This is a genomic window from Neobacillus niacini (assembly GCF_019749295.1).
In the GTDB taxonomy this organism is placed as follows: Bacteria; Bacillota; Bacilli; order Bacillales; family Cytobacillaceae; genus Neobacillus; species Neobacillus niacini_D.
Window position 1 is genome coordinate 188512 of the sequence record NZ_JACWFG010000002.1, and the last position, 22688, is coordinate 211199.

Annotated in this window: 20 protein-coding genes; 4 read left to right on the forward strand and 16 right to left on the reverse strand. The window is 35.2% G+C overall.

The window, feature by feature from the left end; genetic code table 11:
• Positions 1-7: 7 nt before the first annotated feature.
• The 9 genes from H0184_RS04570 to H0184_RS04610 form a co-directional block, all read right to left on the reverse strand.
• Entirely contained in the window at positions 8-643 is a 636-nt protein-coding gene (locus H0184_RS04570; RefSeq protein ID WP_221821907.1) for a glycosyltransferase, read from the reverse strand.
• 2 nt (positions 644-645) lie between these two features.
• A complete protein-coding gene (locus H0184_RS04575; RefSeq protein WP_221821909.1) occupies positions 646-1455 on the reverse strand; it encodes a WecB/TagA/CpsF family glycosyltransferase in 810 nt (269 codons plus the stop codon).
• Positions 1456-1573: 118 nt separating this feature from the next.
• Positions 1574-2653: a GDP-mannose 4,6-dehydratase gene (gene gmd, locus H0184_RS04580; RefSeq protein WP_221821918.1), complete on the reverse strand. Its 1080-nt coding sequence runs from the start codon at positions 2651-2653 to the stop codon at positions 1574-1576.
• A gap of 19 nt (positions 2654-2672) precedes the next feature.
• Positions 2673-3614: a GDP-L-fucose synthase gene (gene fcl, locus H0184_RS04585; RefSeq protein ID WP_221822445.1), complete on the reverse strand. Its 942-nt coding sequence runs from the start codon at positions 3612-3614 to the stop codon at positions 2673-2675.
• A gap of 19 nt (positions 3615-3633) precedes the next feature.
• Complete coding sequence (locus H0184_RS04590) at positions 3634-4272, reverse strand: sugar transferase (RefSeq protein WP_313771719.1); 639 nt, start codon at positions 4270-4272, stop codon at positions 3634-3636.
• A 51-nt stretch (positions 4273-4323) separates the two neighbouring features.
• Positions 4324-5217, reverse strand: coding sequence for a UTP--glucose-1-phosphate uridylyltransferase GalU (gene galU, locus H0184_RS04595; RefSeq protein ID WP_221821922.1), 894 nt, complete (start codon positions 5215-5217; stop codon positions 4324-4326).
• Between the two features lie 311 nt (positions 5218-5528).
• Positions 5529-6293: a tyrosine-protein phosphatase gene (locus H0184_RS04600; RefSeq protein ID WP_221821925.1), complete on the reverse strand. Its 765-nt coding sequence runs from the start codon at positions 6291-6293 to the stop codon at positions 5529-5531.
• Between the two features lie 105 nt (positions 6294-6398).
• Positions 6399-7103 (reverse strand): CpsD/CapB family tyrosine-protein kinase, encoded by a 705-nt coding sequence (locus tag H0184_RS04605; protein WP_221821927.1) that lies wholly within the window; start codon positions 7101-7103, stop codon positions 6399-6401.
• Entirely contained in the window at positions 7093-7848 is a 756-nt protein-coding gene (locus H0184_RS04610; RefSeq protein WP_221821929.1) for a YveK family protein, read from the reverse strand. Before H0184_RS04610 ends, H0184_RS04605 begins: the two co-directional genes overlap by 11 nt.
• A gap of 311 nt (positions 7849-8159) precedes the next feature.
• Here H0184_RS04610 and H0184_RS04615 point away from each other — a divergent pair, with 311 nt between their 5' ends.
• Positions 8160-8915 (forward strand): SGNH/GDSL hydrolase family protein, encoded by a 756-nt coding sequence (locus H0184_RS04615; protein WP_221821931.1) that lies wholly within the window; start codon positions 8160-8162, stop codon positions 8913-8915.
• Between the two features lie 94 nt (positions 8916-9009).
• On the opposite strand, the gene H0184_RS04620 is transcribed toward H0184_RS04615, so the two are convergent.
• Positions 9010-9741 (reverse strand): DUF6270 domain-containing protein, encoded by a 732-nt coding sequence (locus H0184_RS04620; RefSeq protein ID WP_221821933.1) that lies wholly within the window; start codon positions 9739-9741, stop codon positions 9010-9012.
• A gap of 213 nt (positions 9742-9954) precedes the next feature.
• Positions 9955-10107, reverse strand: coding sequence for a hypothetical protein (locus tag H0184_RS04625; RefSeq protein ID WP_221821936.1), 153 nt, complete (start codon positions 10105-10107; stop codon positions 9955-9957).
• Between the two features lie 264 nt (positions 10108-10371).
• Here H0184_RS04625 and tagU point away from each other — a divergent pair, with 264 nt between their 5' ends.
• A complete protein-coding gene (tagU, locus tag H0184_RS04630; protein ID WP_221821938.1) occupies positions 10372-11313 on the forward strand; it encodes a polyisoprenyl-teichoic acid--peptidoglycan teichoic acid transferase TagU in 942 nt (313 codons plus the stop codon).
• Between the two features lie 28 nt (positions 11314-11341).
• Here tagU and H0184_RS04635 read toward each other — a convergent pair whose 3' ends face one another.
• The 5 genes from H0184_RS04635 to H0184_RS04655 all read right to left on the reverse strand — a co-directional run bounded on the left by H0184_RS04635 (position 11342) and on the right by H0184_RS04655 (position 18318).
• A complete protein-coding gene (locus tag H0184_RS04635; RefSeq protein ID WP_221821940.1) occupies positions 11342-11620 on the reverse strand; it encodes a hypothetical protein in 279 nt (92 codons plus the stop codon).
• A gap of 178 nt (positions 11621-11798) precedes the next feature.
• Complete coding sequence (locus H0184_RS27965; protein ID WP_221821942.1) at positions 11799-14192, reverse strand: N-acetylglucosaminidase; 2394 nt, start codon at positions 14190-14192, stop codon at positions 11799-11801.
• A gap of 186 nt (positions 14193-14378) precedes the next feature.
• Positions 14379-15776, reverse strand: coding sequence for a right-handed parallel beta-helix repeat-containing protein (locus H0184_RS04645; RefSeq protein ID WP_221821944.1), 1398 nt, complete (start codon positions 15774-15776; stop codon positions 14379-14381).
• A 102-nt stretch (positions 15777-15878) separates the two neighbouring features.
• Positions 15879-17498: an ABC transporter ATP-binding protein gene (locus H0184_RS04650; protein WP_221821955.1), complete on the reverse strand. Its 1620-nt coding sequence runs from the start codon at positions 17496-17498 to the stop codon at positions 15879-15881.
• Between the two features lie 16 nt (positions 17499-17514).
• Entirely contained in the window at positions 17515-18318 is an 804-nt protein-coding gene (locus tag H0184_RS04655) for an ABC transporter permease (protein WP_221821958.1), read from the reverse strand.
• Between the two features lie 235 nt (positions 18319-18553).
• On the opposite strand from H0184_RS04655, the gene H0184_RS04660 reads away from it, so the two are divergent.
• Positions 18554-20641, forward strand: a complete 2088-nt coding sequence (locus tag H0184_RS04660) for a heparinase II/III family protein (protein ID WP_221821960.1) — start codon at positions 18554-18556, stop codon at positions 20639-20641.
• 42 nt (positions 20642-20683) lie between these two features.
• The gene (locus H0184_RS04665) at positions 20684-22654 is read left to right on the forward strand and encodes an asparagine synthetase B family protein (RefSeq protein ID WP_221821966.1); all 1971 of its coding nucleotides are present in this window, start codon (positions 20684-20686) and stop codon (positions 22652-22654) included.
• Positions 22655-22688: the final 34 nt, after the last annotated feature.

The following is a 22688-nucleotide window of genomic DNA, read 5'->3' on the forward strand; positions in this document are numbered from 1 at the left end:
TCATTACTTATTTGAAATTCGGCTTAACAAAAACCTTGTTTGGATCAATTAGCTGTTTTTTTCCTTTATTTAGCATTAGCAATTTCTCTTTGTTGAACTCTGTTAGACATATATAATTAAGTTTTTTATACGTTCCTAAAAGCCGATGAAGTTTTAATGTAAATACACAACCAAGTGTTTGTAACCTACTACCTCTATAACATTTATTGGAAACAGCACATTTTAGACCTTTGTCAACACAATCCTCACATATACGACCTTCACGATAGAATGTAGCTGCTGGACATAATAACCTGAAATTGTGTATCGTCTGAATAACTGGTTTATTTTTGCTAAATGCTGCATAATACACCGAAGGACTAATGAGATTAAGCGTATTGTGAACATGAACCACATCAATTTTTTCCTTAATAATAATATTTTTGACCTCACGGTATGTTCTAATTGAAAACACTGTAGAAAACGGGATACATAGCTTTTGTAATTTAGCCATCCCTTTTAGTTCATTATTGTTTCGACTATATAAAACAACTTGATGGCCATGTTCCTCTAACAACTTTTTCTCATTAGCGACAACAGTATCTTCTCCACCTGGAATTTGATAATAGTTGTGAACTATAAGAATTTTCTTTTTCTTCTCCATTTTTATTTTCCCCTTATCATCGAATGCCATATAAACTTAATATTCGTATTCCAATATCGCTTAAACAGCCTACGTGGGTCCTGCACCAATCGATAAAACCATTCCAAATTACTCTTTTGCATCCATTCAGGTGCTCTATAGATATTTCCTGCAAAGTAATCAAAACCAGCACCCACACCAATCATTAATGCATTTATCATTCCTTGATGGTCGAACATCCATTTTTCTTGCTTTGGAGCACCAAGTCCTACCCATACAAAATCGGGTTTAGTCTCATTTATTCGTTTTACTATTTCCGCATCTTCTTCAACAGTCAGCGGTCTGAAAGGGGGACTATACATTCCGATTACTTTAATACCTGGATATTTCTTTTCCAATTCTCCGTACAATTTTTTTAATGTTTCTTCTGTAGACCCATAAAAATAATGTCTATAATCATTCTCTACAGAAACTTCAAACAACTCACCCATTAGATTTGGGCCTGTAGTTCTACTCATATTCAAATGCCCCCGTCTTCTACCAACTGTAGACAAAGGTCCGCCATCCGGAATTGCCATCAGGCCACTATTTTGAATTTTGCAGTAGTCTGCATCCTCAAAAGAAGTAACAGTAGTATGAACGTTAGAAACGCAGATATAATCACCAGCTAAACGGTTGCCAGATTTACTATTCACATTTGTTTTCAAGTATTTTAAAAGCCATCCCATATTAATAGCAGCAATATTAACACCAAGGATCTTGCAGTTAGGGATCTTACTCTTATCTACCTGGCGTGTAAATTCTTTATGAACTGTTTCTTCACCTTTGTTCATCCTGTGTTGCTCCCCCCTTTTTAATAATCTAATAGTTTTATATCATATTAGGAATTTACATATATTAATGAAAAAAACAGAAATGAAATATAAATCAATTTCACTTCTGTTTTTTTGCTTAATCAAACATTTTTTTTATACGATCTTCTTTTGAGACTTTCTCTAAATCATGAGTCACCATTATCCTTACTAATTCTTCAAAAGATGTTTTAGTAGGATTCCAGCCTAATAATGTCTTTGATTTAGTTGGGTCACCTAGTAATTGGTCAACTTCTGCGGGACGAAAGAATTTAGGGTCTACATCAACAATAATCTCGTCAGTTGACTTATTAATACCTTTTTCATCAACTCCAATACCAGTCCATTCAATTTCAATGCCAACATGTTTGAATGCTAATTCAACAAATTCACGAACGGTATGCATTTCACCTGTAGCAATGACGAAGTCCTCTGGCTTTTCATGTTGAAGGATTAACCACATACATTCAACATAATCTTTTGCGTAGCCCCAGTCACGTAAAGAATCTAAGTTACCCAGTGATAATTTCTCCTGTTTTCCTTGAGCAATTCGTGCTGCTGCTAGAGTAATTTTTCGAGTTACAAATGTTTCTCCACGACGTTCTGATTCATGGTTGAATAATATCCCATTAACTGCAAACATATTATAAGATTCCCGATAGTTCTTAGTAATCCAGAATCCATAAATTTTCGCAACACCATATGGAGAACGAGGATAAAAAGGTGTTGTTTCTTTTTGTGGAACTTCTTGAACTTTTCCATAAAGTTCTGATGTCGAAGCTTGGTATACTCTGGTTTTTTCGGTTAAACCAAGAATTCGCACAGCTTCAAGAATATTTAGTGTACCTTTTGCGTCTACATCTAATGTATATCCAGGCATGTCGAATGATACACGTACATGTGATTGTGCTGCTAAATTGTATATCTCATCAGGCTGAATTTCACCAATAATACGAGTAACGTTTAATGCATCTGTAACATCACCATAATGAAGATGGAAGTTAGTATTATTTAATAAAGCTTTTGCTTCTTCTTCTGTAAGAAGGTCTTCCAAACGCTCTTGGTTATAAGAAGAACTGCGACGAATTACACCGTGTACTTCGTAACCCTTTTCTAATAATAGTTCTGCTAGGTATGAACCGTCTTGACCAGTTACACCTGTAATCAATGCCTTTTTCATTTTGTCCTCCGATATATGTTTAATTTACTCTTGTAAGTTCGTTTTCCAGGAACCAGTTATAAGCCTTCTTTAGTCCTTCATCTAATGAGATTGAAGCTTTCCACCCTAAAGAATTCAACTTTGTTACATCCACTAATTTTCTAGGCGTTCCATCAGGTTTAGATGTATCAAATTTGACTTCTCCTGTAAATCCAACTACTTCTTTTACTTTTCCTGCTAATTCTTTAATAGCAATATCTTCACCAACACCGATATTGACAATTTCATTACCAGTGTAATTGTTCATAAGGTAGATACTAGCGTCTGCAAGATCATCCGCATACAAAAATTCACGTTTTGGTGAACCAGTACCCCATACTTCCACAAATGGAGCATTGCTTTCTTTTGCTTCATGGAACTTATGAATTAATGCTGGTAATACGTGAGAAGTGTGTAAATCGAAGTTATCATTCTCTCCATACAAGTTCGTTGGCATTACAGATATATATTGTGTTCCGTATTGTCGATTGTATGATTCACACATTTTGATCCCTGCAATTTTTGCAATCGCATATGGTTCATTTGTTGGTTCTAACAAACCAGTTAATAAATACTCTTCTTTTAATGGCTGGGGTGCCATTTTTGGATAGATACATGTGCTTCCTAGGAATAAAAGCTTTTCTACATTGTTGCGATAAGCTGCATCTATGATATTTGTCTGAATTAGTAAGTTGTCACGTATAAAGTCTGCAGGATATTCATTGTTCGCAACAATCCCGCCAACTTTAGCAGCAGCAAGGAATACAAATTCTGGTTTTTCTTCTGCAAAAAAGCTATCTACTGCAAATTTGTCTCTTAGATCTAATTCTTTACTTGTACGATACACAAGGTTATTGTAGCCTTTTTCTGTAAGCATCCTAACAATCGCTGAACCAACAAGACCACGGTGGCCAGCTACATATATTTTCGAGTCATTCTTCATCATTTTTAGTACCTCTTTTCTAAAATGCGTCTTTTGAGCCAAATAATACTAAAACCGTCTTAAATATAATTTTTATATCAAAAAAGAACGTTCTTCTTTGAATATATTGAAGGTCTAATTCTACCATTTCATGAAAACCTATACTATTTCTTCCACTTACCTGCCAGAGACCTGTACACCCAGGAGTAACCAATAAACGTTGCTTATCGTAAGCAGTGTATTCTGCAACCTCTCTTGGAAGAGGTGGTCGAGGACCAACTAAGCTCATTTCCCCTTTTAATACATTAAACAGCTGAGGCAATTCATCGATACTCGTTTTTCGAATAAATTTCCCCACCTTTGTAATTCGAGGGTCGTCCTTCATCTTAAACATAGCACCATTTATCTCATTGTATTTTAATAGTTCAGCCAGTTTCTCTTCAGCGTTTGATACCATGGAACGGAACTTATACATTTTAAACTCCCTGCCATTTATCCCTACTCTCTTCTGTGAGAAAAAGATAGTCCCTTTAGGATCCTCAACTTTTATTAAGATTGCAATAACCACAAAGAGAGCACCTAAAAGGATAATCCCGCAAATAGAACCGAAAATATCTACTAATCTTTTTGCAAAGAGATAGATTCTTCCATCTTTTACATTCGTTGTTTGCTTTTCAATATAGCCAACTTCTTGATTTGCTAAATTAGACAACCTAGACCCCTTCCTTCTCTATAACACTACTTTTTCTATATCTAATGAAGAAACTAGGTTCTTCAAATAATCAATCATGTCATCATGGAGGTCTTCGTGCTGCAAAGCAAATTCAATCGTTGTCTTTACAAACCCAAACTTTTCACCAACATCATAACGTTGACCTTCAAAGTCATAAGCAAACACTCGTTGAATTTCATTTAGTCTTTGAATTGCATCTGTTAACTGAATCTCGCCGCCTGCTCCTTTTTCCTGACGGTCTAGGAACATGAAGATTTCTGGAGTTAAGATATAGCGTCCCATAATGGCTAGATTCGAAGGTGCCGTACCTGGTTTTGGCTTTTCTACAAAGTTACTTACCTGGTAACGACGTCCCTCTTGTGTAGATGGATCGATAATCCCATAGCGGTGTGTATCTGAATCTGCTACTGTCTGAACACCAATTACGGAAGAAAATGTATCTTCATACTGGTTGATCAACTGTTTTAAACATGGTGTTTCACTTTGAACGATATCATCACCTAAAAGGACAGCAAATGGTTCGTTTCCAATAAAGTTTCGGGCACACCATACCGCGTGTCCAAGACCTTTTGGTTCTTTTTGGCGGATGTAGTGGATGTCTGCTAGTTTTGTTGGATACTGAACTTTTTCTAATAAATCATACTTTTCTTTATCGATTAGATTTTGTTCAAGCTCCATCGCATTATCGAAATGATCTTCAATTGCCCGTTTCCCTTTTCCTGTTACAATGATAATATCCTCAATACCGGAAGCAACTGCTTCTTCGATTATGTACTGAATCGTCGGCTTATCCACGATAGGTAACATCTCTTTTGGCATTGCTTTTGTTGCTGGAAGGAATCTCGTTCCTAACCCTGCAGCTGGAATAATGGCTTTTCTAACTCTTTTCACTATTGCTTCCCCCTCTATATTTTCTTTCGTTTCTCTAAATATTTCGGCAAAAATAAATACCTAATGGAAATGCAAGCGTTTTACACGCTTATCCTTTCATTAAGTATTTAGGTTTTATTTAAAAATCGGGCATCTAACCCGTCCTCACATCATGCTTTTGACGACATGCGTCTAAGGATTGGAGATAAATTTCCCCTCCCACAGCATAACCGAGTGCTCCCATGGATAACGGACAGGGAACGTCGCCGTTCAGGGTTTTAACCCTGTTTGTATAGTCCTCGTTGAGCAAACTCACTGTATAGTAGGAATTTTCAAAATAAAATAAATATCCTCTTTCTTTTGATTCGTTCTGGGTCTTCTTTATAGACATTCTTCCCGCCAATTAGGAGGGCAGCATTTTCATCAAAATAGTACACCGTATCTATTCCATACTTTTTTTCAATGACGCCAAAGGCCTCTCTCATTTTAAATGTACGTTTGGTTGTATTATGGGCATCAGAAGCGATGAAGTGTGTTAGGTTTGCTTCTATTAATTGCAGGGAAAAGTTTTTGATTTTCTTGCCAAAGTCGCCGCTAATACTCGCAGCAGTAACTTGCGTCAATGCACCCTTTTTCACTAATTGATAAAGTATATCTGGGCGTTCAATGATTTCTTGATTTCTTTCAGGATGAACAATCACTGGTATAAGTCCATTCATTTGCAGGTCATAAAACAGTTTTTCTGTATATCTTGGTACATGATTTGATGAAAACTCTACTAATACATAGGGCGTGTGATTGACCGGCAATATTCCTCCAGCCTGGTAACCCTCTAACATTTCTCCATGAATCCGTACTTCCTGACCAGGTAAAACGTTTAAATGAATTTTTTCTTCTATTAATATAGTGTTTAATTCTTCTACTCTCTCAATAATCGACTGTTTCGGATTTTCATATTTGCTATTCATATGATGCGGGGTAGCCACTATCGTATGAATTCCCTGTTCAACAGCTTTTCTTGCCATGTTGAGGCTATCAGAAAGTGACTGCGCCCCATCATCAATCCCTGGCAATATATGACAATGTAAATCGATCATGGACAACAACACTCACTTTCCAATTAGCTGTTATTTTTATACGACAATATACATTGTAACACCGTCGAAAGTCTTCCGAAAGGGTGGTATTTTGTCGAATTTTAGTTATTTTGAACCATAATAATAGTAATAGTCATTATCCTTAACTTCTTTATTATTAAGCACGACACCAACCAATTTACTTTGTGCATTCACGAGCAATTCTTTTGCTTTTGTCGCTTTGTCAATTTCTGTTTTGCCGCTATAGACAACAAAGATCGAAGCATCTACTTTATTTGCAATAATTTGTGGGTCAGCTACCGCTAATAATGGCGGTGTATCGAAGATGACATAATCAAATACTTCTTTTGCTTCTTCAATGAATTGTTCCATGAATTTTGAGCTTAGTAACTCCGCAGGGTTTGGCGGTACAGGACCACTAGTTAATAGATATAAATCCTTTTCTTCTGTATCAAGTACTGTTTTTTCTAACGTTGCTTGCTTTGTCAGTACGGTTGTAAATCCAAACAAGTTATTGACGCCAAACGTACGATGAGCTGTCGGTTTACGCAGGTCAGCATCTACTAGCAATACCTTCTTCCCTAGTTGCGCAAATACAACTGCAAGGTTAGCCGCCGTAGTTGATTTTCCTTCTCCTGGTCCTGTTGAGGTAACCATAATTACTCTTAGTTCCTTATCAATAGAAGAATATTGAATATTTGTCCGAATCGTTCTGTATTGTTCAGATATCGGTGACTTTGGGTCAAGTGTTGCAATTAACTTTCTTGCTGGATCTGTTGTTCTTACTGTCTTCTTACGCTTAAACGCCATAAGTCTCACCTCTTCCTGCCGTTCTGCTTCCTACTTTACGCTTCTTCAACTCTTCCATCTTTTGGTCATCAATTGTTGCAATAACACCTAGGATTGGAAGTTCTAATAATTTTTCAATATCTTGTTCGTTCTTAATGGTGTTGTCAAAATACTCTAGTAAGAATGCAAGTCCCACTGCAGCCATTAAGCCAACAACAATCGCAATCGCAACATTTAATAATGGTTGTGGTTTAATTGGAGCCTGATTATCGTTTACCTTAGCTGGTGCAAGAATACTCACATTATCAACTCTCGCTCCCATAATACTACCAATGTCTTTTTGAAACACATCTACTGTTACATTTGCAATTTTTGCAGCCATATTAGGGTCTGGGTCTTGAACGGATACACTCACTACCTGTGAGTCCTTTTGACTGCTAACCGTAATTTTCCCTGCTAGTTGACCAGGGGTCATATCCAGACCTGTTTGGACAATAACCTTATCAAGGATACGAGAACTTTTTATGATTTCATTATAGGTACTAATTAATGATAAGTTTGTTTGAACTTCACTCTGACTGTAGAATTGTTGCTCACTCTGTTTCTGGTTGACGAGAATTTGTGTCGAAGCTTGATAGATTGGGGTTAGAAAAAAATAACTTACGATTCCACTTACTAAACCAGCTGTCATCGTAATGAGTATGATCATAACGAACCGTTTCTTTAACGTCGCTAGTAACTCTTTTAAACTAATTGTTTCTTCCATTAGTAATTAATCCTCCTGTATATGTTTCGATGAAAACAAAAAGTATTATAACATGTTTAGATGTCGCGTTTTGTCACTTCGTGTCGAAAAATGATATTTATTTTATTCATTAGGTATTTAGTACCTTTTTATATTTTTCAATAGACAAATATAACTATCATTTAATGATGTAATTTGTATTCTTTTGTCAATTACCTAAACAATGATACCATGTTTTTTGTAAAATAATGTAGGTTTTCCACAACTGGTATAATTTTCTTAGCAAGACCTTTGCTATAATAATAGAAAATATGTTTTTTGGGGGTGAAAAAATGAAGTATTTTTTAACAGCGGTATGGGGATTGGTCTGTTTAGGCGTGCTTGCTTATGGGCATATTCACTGGAATCAACAAGTTGCTGTAAAAGCAGTTGAACCTGTAACCACTCAGCAGATTACCGAGACAGACTTTAGCAGCTATTTGGAAATGGCAGCAAATTGGCCAGATACGGCGAAAGATCAACTAAAGCTTGCGTTAGAGTCGGGACAGCCATTTAAGATTCTCTTTGTTGGATCTTCATCCATGGAATGGGAGAAAAGTGTTACTCAAAGTATAAGTGAAAGCTTTGGAAGTGATAAGATTGTTACCGCACTTCATACATACGATCAGACATCTGCAGATTTCATCGGAGAAAACAAGCAGCTTGAGCTTGTTGCAGAAAAGGCACAGCTTGTCGTGCTTGAGCCGTTTCTGTTTAATGACAATGGCAAGCTTAAGATAGAAGAAACGTTAGCTAACGTAACGAAAATGATTGAGGATATTAGAGCACAGAATCCAGACACTACGTTTATACTGCAGCCATCCAATCCCATCTATCTTCCACAGTATTATTCGGAACAAATAGAAGGATTAAAGAACTTTGCTGCAGCAAACAATTTGACTTACCTCGACCACTGGATAGCTTGGCCGGCAACCGATAATCCAGAACTAGAAAATTACTTAAATGAAGATCAAAGTCCGAACGAGCTGGGTTACCAGGCTTGGGCACATTTTCTAAGTGCATATTTTGTAAAAAATAAGGAAGACTAGTGATATTCGCTAGATGGTGAACTTGGTATTTAGAATGCCGTATATAGAACAAATTGGTTTGTATATGCAAAAAATGTATAAAAGCCATCCAGGATTAATCCTGGATGGCTTTTATTTCAATTTTCAGTTGTTCCATAAAATATTCGTAATAAGGAAGCTCATAGTGAAACGGGGTCAATCCCCATTTGTGCGATTCGTCTGCTGGAAAACCAGTTGGTTCTATTACTTTTAAATTTGGCATGTTTCGTTCTATAAATTGATACATGTGATTTAATAGAGCGTTTTTAGAGTTAATTCTTTTTACCCTTTCAGGATCTGTAAAAGGGATTATTTCGCCATCCTTAGTTTTATAATTAGTCATATATAAAGACTTGTGAAGAATGATCTTCCTAAATGGACGTTTCTTAACATCGTGGATAAATTTTAATGCGCTAAGTTCCCAAAGATCTAAAAATTCTTCATTAAATTCCATTACTTTATAATCAAGTAAAAGCTTAAGTTTAGAATGTTTTAATTCATCTGAATGTGTAATATAAGTATTATTTGTTTTTAATACTCCTAATCTTTCATCCATAAAGTCAATGATTAAAACATCAGCTACAGTTTGTTTTATATGATGGAAAAACTTTTTTGTCATATCAAAATAGACTAATCGCTGTTGATATTCAGTTTTAAGGTTAATACCCTCTTTTTTTATATAGATGGGTGGTGAATAAATACTTATCAAAGAAGATCGGGGATAGTATGATTTTAGTTCATAATTGTGTTGGACAAATGCAAAAGCATCTCTCGTGACACAGCTTCCAAGAATATCTATTGTTGTCAAGTAAATCACTCTCCATAGGTTTCTATAAACAAATTAACACAAGGATGACATTTGTAAAAGAGGGGAATACAAGTTGGAACCTAATTTACCTTAATAAAGATAAAACAGTCCAGAGGAGCAGAGTAATCCAGTAGGGCACAGTTTCTTGTTGAATATTTTGTAAACAAACAAGGAAGACTAGCGATATCGCTAGTCTTCCTTGTTTGTTCTATATTAATTAATCATACTTTTCAAATCAGCTTTTAATTCTTCCATGATCTTTTCAAGGGTCATGCCGTTTTCGTTTACACCCTTTTCGTAAGCCTTTTTCACTATCCGTGTAAAATCAGCTTGTTTCGAGTTATTGCCTTTTGACTTAGCACTCACTTCCCAATGGCCCCCTTCAATTTCCTCTTAATTAAGTATTTTAATAAATTACTAGCCAATTGTAAATACATTTCCATTCCAAATTTGTGGAAAATGAATGAAATTCATAGATTTGTGTAGACATTTTTCATAAAATTCTACAATCTTTGCTTAAATCTACATTATTCCATATTTTATCCACAAAGTTACATCTATCTATTTTCCTAGTTTTTTGGTATTCTATCTGTTGTGGTCAAAATTTGTAAATTTTTCGGAGGAAAAAACATGAGATCAAAAGATAAAAAGAGTAAAAAATGGTTAAAGATTACTGGTATCATCCTTCTTGTTCTAATCATTGGTGCAGGTGCTTATGCTTATTCTGTATATAACTCATTAAAAAGTGCTGTCGATACCATGCACGAACCCATCGAACGCAAGCAATCAGAAAAGCGCGTAGAACCAGTAGAATTAGTCGAAAAGGATCCTTTCTCTGTTTTATTACTTGGTGTTGATTCGACAAGTGATAAAGGACGTACCGATACAATCATGGTACTAACAGTTAATCCAAACACAAATTCTGCAAAATTGCTGAGCATTCCTCGTGATACACGTACTGAAATTGTTGGAAAAGGATTTAATGATAAAATCAATCATGCCCACGCTTTTGGCGGCGTTGAAATGGCGATGGATACCATTGAAAACTTCCTTGATATCCCGATTGATTATTATATGAAGGTAAATATGGAAGGGTTTAAGGATATTGTCGATGCAGTAGGAGGAGTAACAGTGAACAACACACTAGACTTCACTTATCAAAATGTCCACTTCCCTGTCGGTGAAATCACGTTAAACGGTGAGGAAGCATTACCATATGTCAGAATGCGTAAGCAAGATCCTCAAGGAGATTTCGGACGTAACACAAGACAGCGTCAAGTGATTCAAGCAGTTGTTAAAGAAGGGGCGAGCCTATCAAGCTTAACGAACTTCCCTGAAATCTTTAACGCGATCGGAACCAACATTAAAACAAACCTAACCTTCGATCAAATGGTCGATATCCAAAAGAACTATAAAACTGTTGGAAACAACATCGAACAGATGAAGATTACCGGACAAGGCACTACGATTGATGGTATATATTATCTTCAAATACCAGAGGCTGAAAAGGTACGTGTTCAAACTGAGTTGAAGGCACAGCTTGAACTAGATCAAACAACAGCACAAAACTGATTGGGGACTCTCCCAATCAGTTTTTTTGTTATGATACCATTCTTTTATTCAGTTGAATTTCAATATCGTATAGAGCATTTTTGAAATCCTCTCTCAGCCAATGATAGGTTTTCGTCTCTTTGAATTCACTCATACAGCTTATTAAACGTTCCTCCACCTCTGGTGAAGTCTCCAACCTTACCCTTCCCACACTGCTAGGGATTGACTCCACAAACTCTCTTAGTAGACTGTTATCATAATGAGGGAGAGTCTCTAAAGAAATAGAAATAGATGCTTTGAAACATAAAGGATCCCTTACAAAAAGCATTATTACAACCCCTTTCTTTTATATAACTCTATTCTTCCACAACTGTCTTAAATAATTTGCTGTAATTTGGAAATTACCAAAAAATACTTTTGTCGAAAAGTAAATTTATATAATATATTCCCTGAAGATCCATTTTTCAAACAAAAAAGGTTAAGAGAAATCTCTTAACCTTTTTTATTTAACGATACTTAGGAGTATCGTAATATAGTGTATAGTGATCTAGCAATTGATATAAATTATAAATATTGTCTACCTGTTTGTACGCCCAGCCAATATCCGTTGCGTATTGGTGCCATGATTGTAAAGGATTCCAACGCATTTTATAGAGTGTATCTTGTTGGAATGTACCGTTATAGATATAATCACTGCTGATAAATTGAGCTCCCCCAATAATGGCCGCTTCAGGTGTGAACCATCCATTATCATAAGCGGTTTGTGCACCACATGTAAGTGGGCATGAATCTGCAGCACCGTAACCAAACATATTATAGACTTTTTTTCCGTTCACCTCAACACCGTTAGCTAGCTTAGAACTACCATTACCTGTTTCTAGCAGTGCATGTGAAATCAGGTACACATCATTGATATTATACTTCTTCGCCGCTTCAATAAATGCCTGACCTTTACCAGCTAAAATTCCCTTTCCCTTTAAGATCTTTTCATTTACCTCGCTAGCATTTAGGTTTGCTGGCTTTGATAACTTAAGGAATTGGAAATAACTCTTGTTATTGATGGAGAAATTATTTGGATTTAAGTAATGTTTAACATCCGATGCAAATGCATTTTGCCACGTCAATCTAACTTCTACCCATTTATCTGTTTTTCCTATTATCAATACTTTATCACCATTGTTTAACTGTTGGACAATATGACCATCTATAGACGGTGAAGTTCTCAAATTAACACCATTACCTGTGATGATCTGTTTCTTTATATCTACAAAATCGGAAGAGACAAATCTTCGATCATTACGGTACATATCCGTTTGAGGATTATTAGCCATTTGTTTCTCAAGCATACTGTTTAAAGTTAGTCCATAATCCGTGAACATAAGCTGTGGACCATTTTTTGTTTTAACAAGATTTGTAGTCCAGCCAAATAAATCTTTTATCTTGTCAGTGGCTGTCATAGCCTTATCATAACCATTGAATGGCTGCGAAACAATTTGATAGAAGGATCCTTGTCCTTTTGTTAAATAGGTTGCGTACCAATCATTCTTTTTAAAGAATTCTTTTGCTTTATTAACAGCCTTTAAGTCTAAGAGTGGTTCTGACACAATACGGTAGCTCTTATAATCACTTTTTCCAGTTTGACTGATATTTACATACCACTTATTCTTGTCAAAGAAACCTTTTGCCTTCGCTACTAGTGAAGAACCCAATAATGGTTCCGTTTTTATTTTATATACTGCATGCCCTTGTTTTCCTGTAGTTCTTGTTGAGATATACCAATTATTTTTAGTAAAGAATCCTTCAGCTTTTGAAAGCATCGTTGTTCCTAGGATTGGAGCAGTCTTTATTCTAAATCTTTCATATCCTGTTTTTCCCGTTTCTGCAGTCTTCGCATACCATTTATTCTTAACAAAAAAGTTCAATCCCTTGTTTGCCATAGTTTGGCCTAAAACTGGTACTGATTTAATACGAAATCTTTCAAATCCTTCTTTACCTGTCGGCGTACTGCTAAACCACCACTTATTTGTGGCAAAGAAGTCAGCTGCCTTACTTAAACTTGTTCCTAAGATAGGAGAGGTCTTAAGCTTGTATGTATTATTTCCTGCATTGATATAAGTGGCAGATATTCCAGTTGCTTTAGTAAAGTCTTTAAGAACTTGGACTATTCGATCTTTACCAATAAACCCGCCAGATAAAACAGTATAGTATTTCTGCTGATCCCCAATGCCTTCATAGGTTGCATTAATTCCAGTAGATGATTTAAACTCTTTAAGAACTTGTTTGACTCTATCTTCACCTATGAAACCACCAGAAAGGATTTCATAGTATTTAGCTTTATCACCGAAGCTCTCATATGTAGCATGAATTCCAGTAGCAGACTTGAAATCTTGTAAAATAGCTTTGGTATAATCTTCCCCAATAAATCCTCCTGTAAGAATCTCGTAATACTTTTCGAGCCCCCCCACACCAATATAATTGGCCTGAATACCAGTAGACTTCTTGAAATCTGCTAGAATTGATTTAATTTGAGCTTGATCTCGAAAACCTCCTGATAATAACTCATAGTACCGTTCACGTGGTCCGATCCCCTCAACGGTTCCACCTATTTTCGTAGAGGATTTGAAATCTGATAAAATTTCCACTGCTGTGTCTTTTTCAACAAAACCGCCTGAATAAACCTGATAGTACTTTTCTGTTTCTCCCAATTGTTCTATTACACCTGACCAACCCGTTTTGTTTTTAAAACTCGCTAAGTTGGTTTTTGCGTCAGCTTCACTTTCAAACCTTCCTGTCTCAATCTTATAGGATGACATATCCGTATATGCCTCAGCAGGAAGTAAATTGAAATTGAAACTCACACATAGGAGACACAAAATAATTATTGAAATTCGTTTCTTCACCTTTTCTCCCCTTTCTACTCTATCCTTTTTATTGCTAGTTTATTAAATTTATAATATCTCTGATAACTAGGTGAGTCAACAAAATTTGCCATTTTTGTATATCTTTCTTCATATTTCAACATAATTCTTTATAGCCACATTTTATTCAAAAAAAAAATCAAAGAAAAAAGATTCTTTGACTTTTTACTATTTTTTCTTGTATTTAACATCATTTTCTTTAATTGAAAAAGATTCTAAAAGCCCGATTTTACCCTTAATAAAAGGACCATCTAATGCTTCTATTACATTTTGATTTGCCTCTATCTTGCCTTTGTAATTATCGTATACAAGAATAAACATATCTAAAGCACTATTAAAGCTACTTTGATACTCATTCTTAATAACTTTAACATTATCTCCAAAAGTAATAGCAATGAAGCTTATACTACGTCCATTTAATGTATTTCCTTCCACCGTGATATCTCTTCCCCGGACTAGGAATCCATAATTAAAATCCTCGACATAATTATTACGAAACGTGATGTACTCTGCTGTTGAATGCGTTCCAAATCCACTGTTTCCGCTTGCTAGTTTACCCTTGCCATAACCTAATGATTTAGAGTTCTCTACCACACCGTATCGTGAAGGAGTGTCTCCTGAAAAGTCTACACCACGTCTGATCCTCTTAAAGGTACTATCTGTTATGAAGGTCCCGGTCCCTCCATAATCCTGAATTCCATATCCAGATGTAACATCCTTGGTTGTTTGTAAATCAATAAGTGCATTCGTTACTTCCGTTTGATAGGTGGTATGAAGTAAAATTCCTATTCTTTTTGAATTCTTTACCGTTACATTTTGCAGTTTGGAATTCATTGTATTATTTACTTTCACCATGATAGTATTATATGGCTCTGGATGCGCAAACTCTATATTTTCTAAATATAAAGCAGCACTGGGATAAAGTGTTACAGTCACTTCCTCTCCCTTACCTGCCTGGTATCCTTCCACTAACGGCCTTTCTAAATAGACTTTATGACCATCCACCTTTGTAACTTTATGGAGTTCACCCTTCGTAAGATACCCCCTATCATCCCAATACCAGGGCTTATCCGATTTTAGATGAAGTAGCATTCCAGGGCTAATTCCTTTAGTGGAGTGGAGCTCAATATATAACTGTTTTGATGAGATTGGCTGCGTGACTGCGGTTGTAAGAATGGATTTATTATCGAAAATAAATGCACTATCCTTAGCCTTTTGGAGAATCGTTGCACTCTCATACTTGTCAGTCTTAATATGGATAGTAAGATTGCTCTCTAAAGGTTTATCAATAATATATGTTGCTCCGCTTTTAAGAACGATTGTTCCGCCCTTATTTATCGCTTTTTGAAGTGCTGTTGTATCTGCTTTTTTATCAAAACCATTCGCTCCAAATTCCTCAGGTGTATGTACTGATGCTTGTTCAGGAACCGTTGTAGTTTCTATTATGTGTGTATCTTTCTTTTTACTAGTAGTACTGATTAGAAGTAGGAAGGAGAGTAACACAAAGGCAAATATGCATAATAGTAATAGTAACTTTTTATTTTCAATTAATATTCTTCTCTTCATTGTCAGTCCTTTCCCTTTCAGATTGCCCTTTAGAAAAGGGGTATATAATATATTATGTCTTAAAGCAGAAAGACACGAGAAATGTCTCATGTCTTTCTAACGTTATTCTCCTGCTATTATGGTCACGGACTGATTATTTAGATTAAAAATATACTCATAGTCATTCGAAAAAATTGAGAATATCTTATTATCCTTACTAATAATAGCAGCATTCTTTATAAGCTCGTCCATATTGACTTTTTGAGGGTCAAATTCATTTACAATGATTCCTTCTGACAAGTGATCACTCTTTAACTTATATCTTATACTGCCAAAGACAAGGTGCTTGTTACCCTGCTCATCTAACTCTTCACCCGTTTTTCCACGGATCTTACTTTCGATTTCTTGCTGTTCACTATTGATAAACGCCAAATAATACTGATAAGAACCAACGAAAGAAGCAGGCAGTGCATCAAGATAACCCGCTAAGTTAAAGTCTATTTTTTCAAAAGGTGCTTGTGGAATATAGATATTTTCTTCCTTTACATACCCTAGTTGGTCGTTTACAGAAACCTCAAGAACGTCACCAATTTTATTATTCACACGCACTTGATCTGAGAAACCAACAGTTACCATTTCATCCTTTAGCTCTTTCGACTGAAAGACACTTTCTTTTTCAGTCAGGACATAACCAACTTTGTTGATCGCTTCTACCTTATCAGACACCGCTTCTTTTGAGGTTTTCTCCACTTTAACTTGACTTTCATCTTTACTCATATCAATCTGCTTAATAAACTGTATTCCTTTTGCCACGCCATTGTCGAAAAACATAAGCATGGTACTGATAAAGAAGAACATCACTAACAAAATGAGTTCCATCGATTTTCGATTCGTTTTTTCCTTTTTTACCTTTTTACTCCTGCTGGTGGATATTGGCTTTACTACATACTCTTTTTGCCGAACCGCCATCTTTTCCTTTTTATATTTTACCTTCTCCTCTTCACTTAACGCGTTGAAGAATTTAATAAAATCACTATAATTCTTGAGTACCTCTTTTGTAGGTCCAAACTCCAGTAATTCACCATAATGAATCCACATCGTCTTATCACAAAATGAACGAATTTGTGATACTGAGTGACTGATGTAGAAAATGGTCTTGCCCTGACTTTTAAACTCATTCATTTTTTTTAAGCATTTTTCATAAAAGGTCTGATCGCCAACAGATAATGCTTCATCGATGACCATAATATCAGGGTCTGTATGAGCTGAAATCGCAAAGCCAAGTCTAGACTTCATTCCACTTGAAAATGTCTTTACTGGTTGATTAATAAAGTCGCCTAAATCTGCGAAGTCAATGATAAGAGGTGTAATACGTTTAATTTCTTCTTTTTTAATCCCTTGCATCAAACACTTTAATTCAATATTTTCTAGTCCTGTTAAATTGTTGTTCAAACCGACAGCAATGGCGATCAGAGATGTTTCTCCATTCACTTCTATTTCACCAGTAGTCGGGGGTACAACTTGAGCGAGAATGTTGGATAGTGTAGATTTACCTGATCCGTTTATTCCGATTACTCCAATTGTTTCACCTTCATCGACAGTGAATGATATATCCTTCAGCGCATAAAAACTCTTGCTTTTACTCTTTATTCCCAATAAATCTAATATTTTATCCAGCTTCTTTTGCTGAAGTGTATACCGCTTTGAAACATTATGAAATGTCACTTTTGGCCTTGCACACATTTTAAAGCCTCCGGTCTTATATATAATCCACAAATTGTTTTCTAAATCGCATATGAACCAATGATCCAATATAGATGATCAATAACGTTGTTACCCAAAAATAAATCATGTAAATCCAATCAGTGAAAAACCATTCTTTAAATATAAAGGTTTTTCTATACCCTTCAATTAGGTAGTACAATGGATTCAATTTTAGTATCTTCACATACATCTCAGGTAACCTTTCCATATCCCATAAGATTGGAAGTAGATATAACATCATTCTCATTACGGATTGTAAAATGATTTGAAAGTCTCTAAATACGGTTGAAATGGTTGAAAACAACAATGTGATGGCGTATAAAGAAACAATCGTACAAAGAAAATAGTAAGGAAGCTGTAAAAGGTAAATCCCTGGATTAATGCCATATAACATAAGAATAACGAGTAGGAAGATGATCATAGAAGTAAAATTAAGCGCATTGCTGATAATCGTAACTGACGGCAGCACACTTACGGGAAATTTCATCTTTGCTACCATATTTACTCTTGTAAAGACACTATTCGATCCTTGGATCACTGCAGGACTGATAAAGAACCATGGTATAAGCCCTACTAACAACCAAACTAAGTATGGGACCCCATAGATGGGATTCCCTTGTCTTATCCCTATCCCAAAAACAAACCAATAGATGAAGATTTGAAGAGCAGGATTTAAAAATTGCCATGCAGCTCCAAGGTAATGTGCCTGATACTTACTTTTTATATCATAAGATGCTAACCGAAATATTAAATGCGCATTTACGAATTGTTCTTTTAAAATATCTATTACAACTCTCATTCAAAACGTCCTTTATTCATATTGCTTGAATCTATTATTCCATAAGTACAAATACAGTAATATATTATACCACATTACATTATCCTTTAATAAAACTTTTGGCTACTTCTTATTTCCAGTTATTGATTTCGCTATAAGTAATTGTATACTTATTTAGTAGACAATTGTTAATAATTTTAGGAAGGAAGTACTACAAATAAGATTGCGTAAACTTATGTGGAAAGGCGTGTAGATAATGGTACAGCTATTTAAACGAACCTTACCTGATCAATCTTCGCTTCAATTTGCGGACTTGATTATGGAGAATAAAATATTTCTATTTAAAATTTGGGATCCTTATTCATTTGAGGGCAGGTTAACTTGGACAGAGGACCCATATAAAGATAAAACGTGGAAATTTTATTTACACTGTTTAAGAATGGTTAGTTTTCTGACGAACGCTTACGAAATGACAAAAGACCTAGGATATTTAAGAAAAGCAGAATGGTTTATCAATAGTTGGATAGAACATAATCCTACCCCAGAAAACAATGTAAGTGAGTGGGCTTGGAGTGGGCACGGAACTGCCAATCGACTATTAAACCTTATCTATTTTTGGACAGAGTATAAAGAATCACCTCTTTATCAACGTGATTTCGAAGAGAAGTTCATTAATCTCCTTCAGACTCATGGTGAATTTTTAGCAGATCAAAAAAATTATGAGGATTATAATCATGGTATTTTTCAGGATCAAGCTCTACTAGAACTTACTGTATTTTTCAAGCAACTAAAAGGTAGTAAAACTTGGCGTGAAATTGCCATTTCTCGCTTATTATCACGATTTAATAAAGATGTTTCTCATAGTGGAGTGCATAGAGAACATAGTCCTGCCTATCACGTTGTTGTTCACAACCTCTTTATAGGTATAAAGGATTTTATGGATTATCATTCCATATCCTATCCTGCTAACTTTTCTAATACATTGTACCTTATGCAAGATTACTTAGCTTATCTCACAAAAGGTAATGGTTATTTACCACTTGTTGGCGACACAGGTCTATCTAATGCCCTTAATGGCATTGAAAAAAGGCATATTCTAAATGAGCATTGGTCTTATCGTTCTTCAAAAGGGAAAGAAGGAAAAAAACCAGCTAAATCTTTCCTTGCGTACTTAGATAGTGGAGTTGCGCTTTTCAGAACGGATTTCAACAAGAATTTTAATAATAAGCTATTCTGGTTTTTTAGCAGTGCCTTCAATTCGGCCATACATAAGCACGCTGATGACTTATCATTTGAACTGCAGTATAAAAATACAGATTTTATTGTAGATTCGGGTAAGTATAACTATAAGGAGACTGACCCCTATCGGAAATACTTCCGAAGCGTATTTGCTCATAATTCCATAGCGGTGGATGGAAAAACGTATTCATTATCAAGAGAACAAATTGGTAAATCATTATTATTCGACTCATATGAACAAAAAAACACCTATTTTCTTATACAAGGTTGTCATGAACTGTATAATGGGGTAAAAATCTATAGAACAATGATTCAATTAAAGGATCAGGCTCTTGTTATTCACGACAGAGTTTATTCTGATAATCCACATCAGTATACACAGATTTTTAATATTGGAAACGATGTTACTGTTAGTAACAAGGACACAAACAACTATTTATTAGTCAGCAAAAAAGAGGATGCCTCTATATCATTAAAACAAATGGATGACAGCTCATCTGTTTCCATGTTAGAAGGGCAAGAGAACCCTATCTTTGGCTGGCAGTCTTTTGGCTTTAACCAAAAACATCCGATAAAGACCATTCATTTTAGTAAAGAAGGACATTCCGCCCAATTCCTAACACTAATCCAAATGGATAGTAACTTACCCATTAATAATGTTGAGGTTATGGAAGATCAAACTTTCCTTACCTACCGCTTTAATGAAGAAACATTATTAGATGAAATAAAAGTACGGAGATTTTCGGAAGAAGATTTAAATAAGCACAGAATTAGACAGTACGGTAAAGTAGTAAGGGCTGTGGATTCTTGGGAGTTATTTGCTAATAGAAATGGATATAAATTGGTCCGCTGTAATCTAAAACTAAATAAAAAGCGGATTAAAAATCAATATTTTGTTGAATTAAACGGCAAGCTAATCGAAACTAGATATGCAAATGATATTGATGCTCCCCATTTAACAGACCTATACAGTAACGGTTATCTATACATTTCTATCAGCAATGAAGATAGTAATTGGACAGCGGAAGAACGTCCATCCAAGGAACAACTAAATCATTACTTTCAAAAAAATAAATTATTCTTATATTATCAAGAAGAAGTTTAAAGCTATTAGCATATTACTAATGACAAGATTGAGGTATAAATGATGAGCACCGATAAATATAATGAACTTAAATATAAAAGAGGTTTCCTGCTAACCGATCGACAAGTGGATGCACCACATGCGCATTGGAAATATCTTAGCATTGATAAATACCACTTTTATTACGATCCCTTAAACGATGTTTTATTTAAAGATACTGCGGATAATTGGGTACTACTATTCGGTAATATCATTGATATTCGTTCAGAAACTATGGAGAAACAATTTATTGCCTCAGAGGCTCTTCGTTTGTTAGAAGTCTCTGAAATAGCATTCTTCGATTACCTAGATGAATTATCCGGTCGATATCTTATTTTTTACGGAAACAAAAATACTGCGAAAATTTTATCAGATGCTGCAGGCTTACGCAGTATCTTTTATAGTACGGAACAAACAGTTATTGCTTCTCATAGTGACCTAGTCAATGAAGTGACTAACTCTGGTGAGTCCACAAAAGTTGACAGAGAGTGGTTAAAGACATACTCTAGCTCGTTAATTCCGGGACACTTTACCTATTATCATAATATCTATTTCCTTACGCCCAATACTCTACTAGAAGTAAACACAACAAATGTAAGGAGGTTTTTCCCTCGAGAAGATATAGAAATTAAACCGATGGAACAAATCGTTGAAGAAATAACAGCGTTATCTAAGAAACAAATGGAATTACTCTCTAAAAGTCACAAGACCTTTTTGTTCTCATTAACTGGCGGGATAGATAGTAGAACAACTTTAGCTCTAGCCAAAGATTTCAAAGATAAATGTCACTTTTTTACTTATCGTAAAGAAAATTTCAACTCATCAAAGCTAAATGCCTTTATTATAGATGAAAGCATTGTAAAAGAAATGACCTATAATCTCGATTTAAATCATGAGTTCCTTACAATTGATTACAACCTAAAAGATCAAGATTTTATAGACTTTACAAATGTCATGAATCGCAATATTACGATTCAGCATAACCTCAGATTAGCAAAGTTGTATTTAGATTCATTTCCATCTAATTTAATTCATATTCGTTCAAATGTATATGAAATTGGGACCATGTCATATCGAAGAAGATTTAAGCTTCCTAAAACACCAACAGTCGAATCTCTAGTTCTCATTTATTCTAAAGAGGCAAAGGATGACCAGCGGGTTTACGATGCGTTTAAACAGTTTTACGAGACCATTCAGTTAGATCAAATTCACAATTATGATGCATTTGATTTATTATATTGGGAATATCGGATGGGTACTTGGCATAGTCAAATTATTTCTGAAAGTGATGTTGCACACGATACTTTTGTATTAATTAATGTGAGGAAAATTATCAAATTATTACTTTCCGTTCCACTTTCAGAAAAGCAAGATAAAACAGTGTTAAAAGAACTTATTAATAAGAATTGGCCAATCCTTAATTACTGGGAAGTAAATTCTCTTGGTAATCCAACTGCTCATTATGACAAACAATTTGATGACGTAGGGATACCATTAACAGCTGCTAAATTCCAATCAGGTTCAATAGATGGCCAACGCATTGTTCCTATTAGAAAAAAGGTACAAACGCGAAGAATGAAGTTCTGTCTAGAAGAAAGCAGTCCGTTGGAAGGGGACTTTGTTGAGGCTGTTATCCCTTTAAAAACAGAGGCAAATAAAAGCAGTCATTGTATTTTGCATTTGCGCTCTCCATATGAAAACATTAAATTGAAGGGGAGAATTAAGTATCAAATTTTTCTTAACAATCGTTTGTTACTAGAAGAAGATGTGGCATGTTGGCGGGAAACAAACCAAATTTCTCTAAAGTGGAAAAAAGCCAGCGGTAAGGATAAATTAAAGATCAAAGTATTGTCTATGAGGGATTGCGAAGATTGGGCCTGGGGAAAAGCAGGAACGATCTTAGTTGAAAAAATTATCCTTCGTAATGGGGATAAGATTGAAGAGGATCAACTTCAGGTGTCAGCAACCAGTCCATTTTCAGTCATTCAAAAATAATATTACAAATAAAAGGAGTAGAAAAGCATCAATG

What these genes read in the sequence shown, in the direction of transcription:
- H0184_RS04655 (WP_221821958.1), bottom strand. Translation starts at nt 18,318, where the DNA reads ATGAGAGTTGTAATAGATATTTTAAAAGAACAATTCGTAAATGCGCAT.
- H0184_RS04650 (WP_221821955.1), bottom strand. Translation starts at nt 17,498, where the DNA reads ATGTGTGCAAGGCCAAAAGTGACATTTCATAATGTTTCAAAGCGGTAT.
- tagU (WP_221821938.1), top strand. Translation starts at nt 10,372, where the DNA reads ATGAGATCAAAAGATAAAAAGAGTAAAAAATGGTTAAAGATTACTGGT.
- H0184_RS04575 (WP_221821909.1), bottom strand. Translation starts at nt 1,455, where the DNA reads ATGAACAAAGGTGAAGAAACAGTTCATAAAGAATTTACACGCCAGGTA.
- H0184_RS04665 (WP_221821966.1), top strand. Translation starts at nt 20,684, where the DNA reads ATGAGCACCGATAAATATAATGAACTTAAATATAAAAGAGGTTTCCTG.
- H0184_RS04635 (WP_221821940.1), bottom strand. Translation starts at nt 11,620, where the DNA reads ATGCTTTTTGTAAGGGATCCTTTATGTTTCAAAGCATCTATTTCTATT.
- H0184_RS04610 (WP_221821929.1), bottom strand. Translation starts at nt 7,848, where the DNA reads ATGGAAGAAACAATTAGTTTAAAAGAGTTACTAGCGACGTTAAAGAAA.
- H0184_RS04660 (WP_221821960.1), top strand. Translation starts at nt 18,554, where the DNA reads ATGGTACAGCTATTTAAACGAACCTTACCTGATCAATCTTCGCTTCAA.
- H0184_RS04600 (WP_221821925.1), bottom strand. Translation starts at nt 6,293, where the DNA reads ATGATCGATTTACATTGTCATATATTGCCAGGGATTGATGATGGGGCG.
- H0184_RS04605 (WP_221821927.1), bottom strand. Translation starts at nt 7,103, where the DNA reads ATGGCGTTTAAGCGTAAGAAGACAGTAAGAACAACAGATCCAGCAAGA.
- fcl (WP_221822445.1), bottom strand. Translation starts at nt 3,614, where the DNA reads ATGAAGAATGACTCGAAAATATATGTAGCTGGCCACCGTGGTCTTGTT.
- H0184_RS04645 (WP_221821944.1), bottom strand. Translation starts at nt 15,776, where the DNA reads ATGAAGAGAAGAATATTAATTGAAAATAAAAAGTTACTATTACTATTA.
- H0184_RS04615 (WP_221821931.1), top strand. Translation starts at nt 8,160, where the DNA reads ATGAAGTATTTTTTAACAGCGGTATGGGGATTGGTCTGTTTAGGCGTG.
- H0184_RS04570 (WP_221821907.1), bottom strand. Translation starts at nt 643, where the DNA reads ATGGAGAAGAAAAAGAAAATTCTTATAGTTCACAACTATTATCAAATT.
- gmd (WP_221821918.1), bottom strand. Translation starts at nt 2,653, where the DNA reads ATGAAAAAGGCATTGATTACAGGTGTAACTGGTCAAGACGGTTCATAC.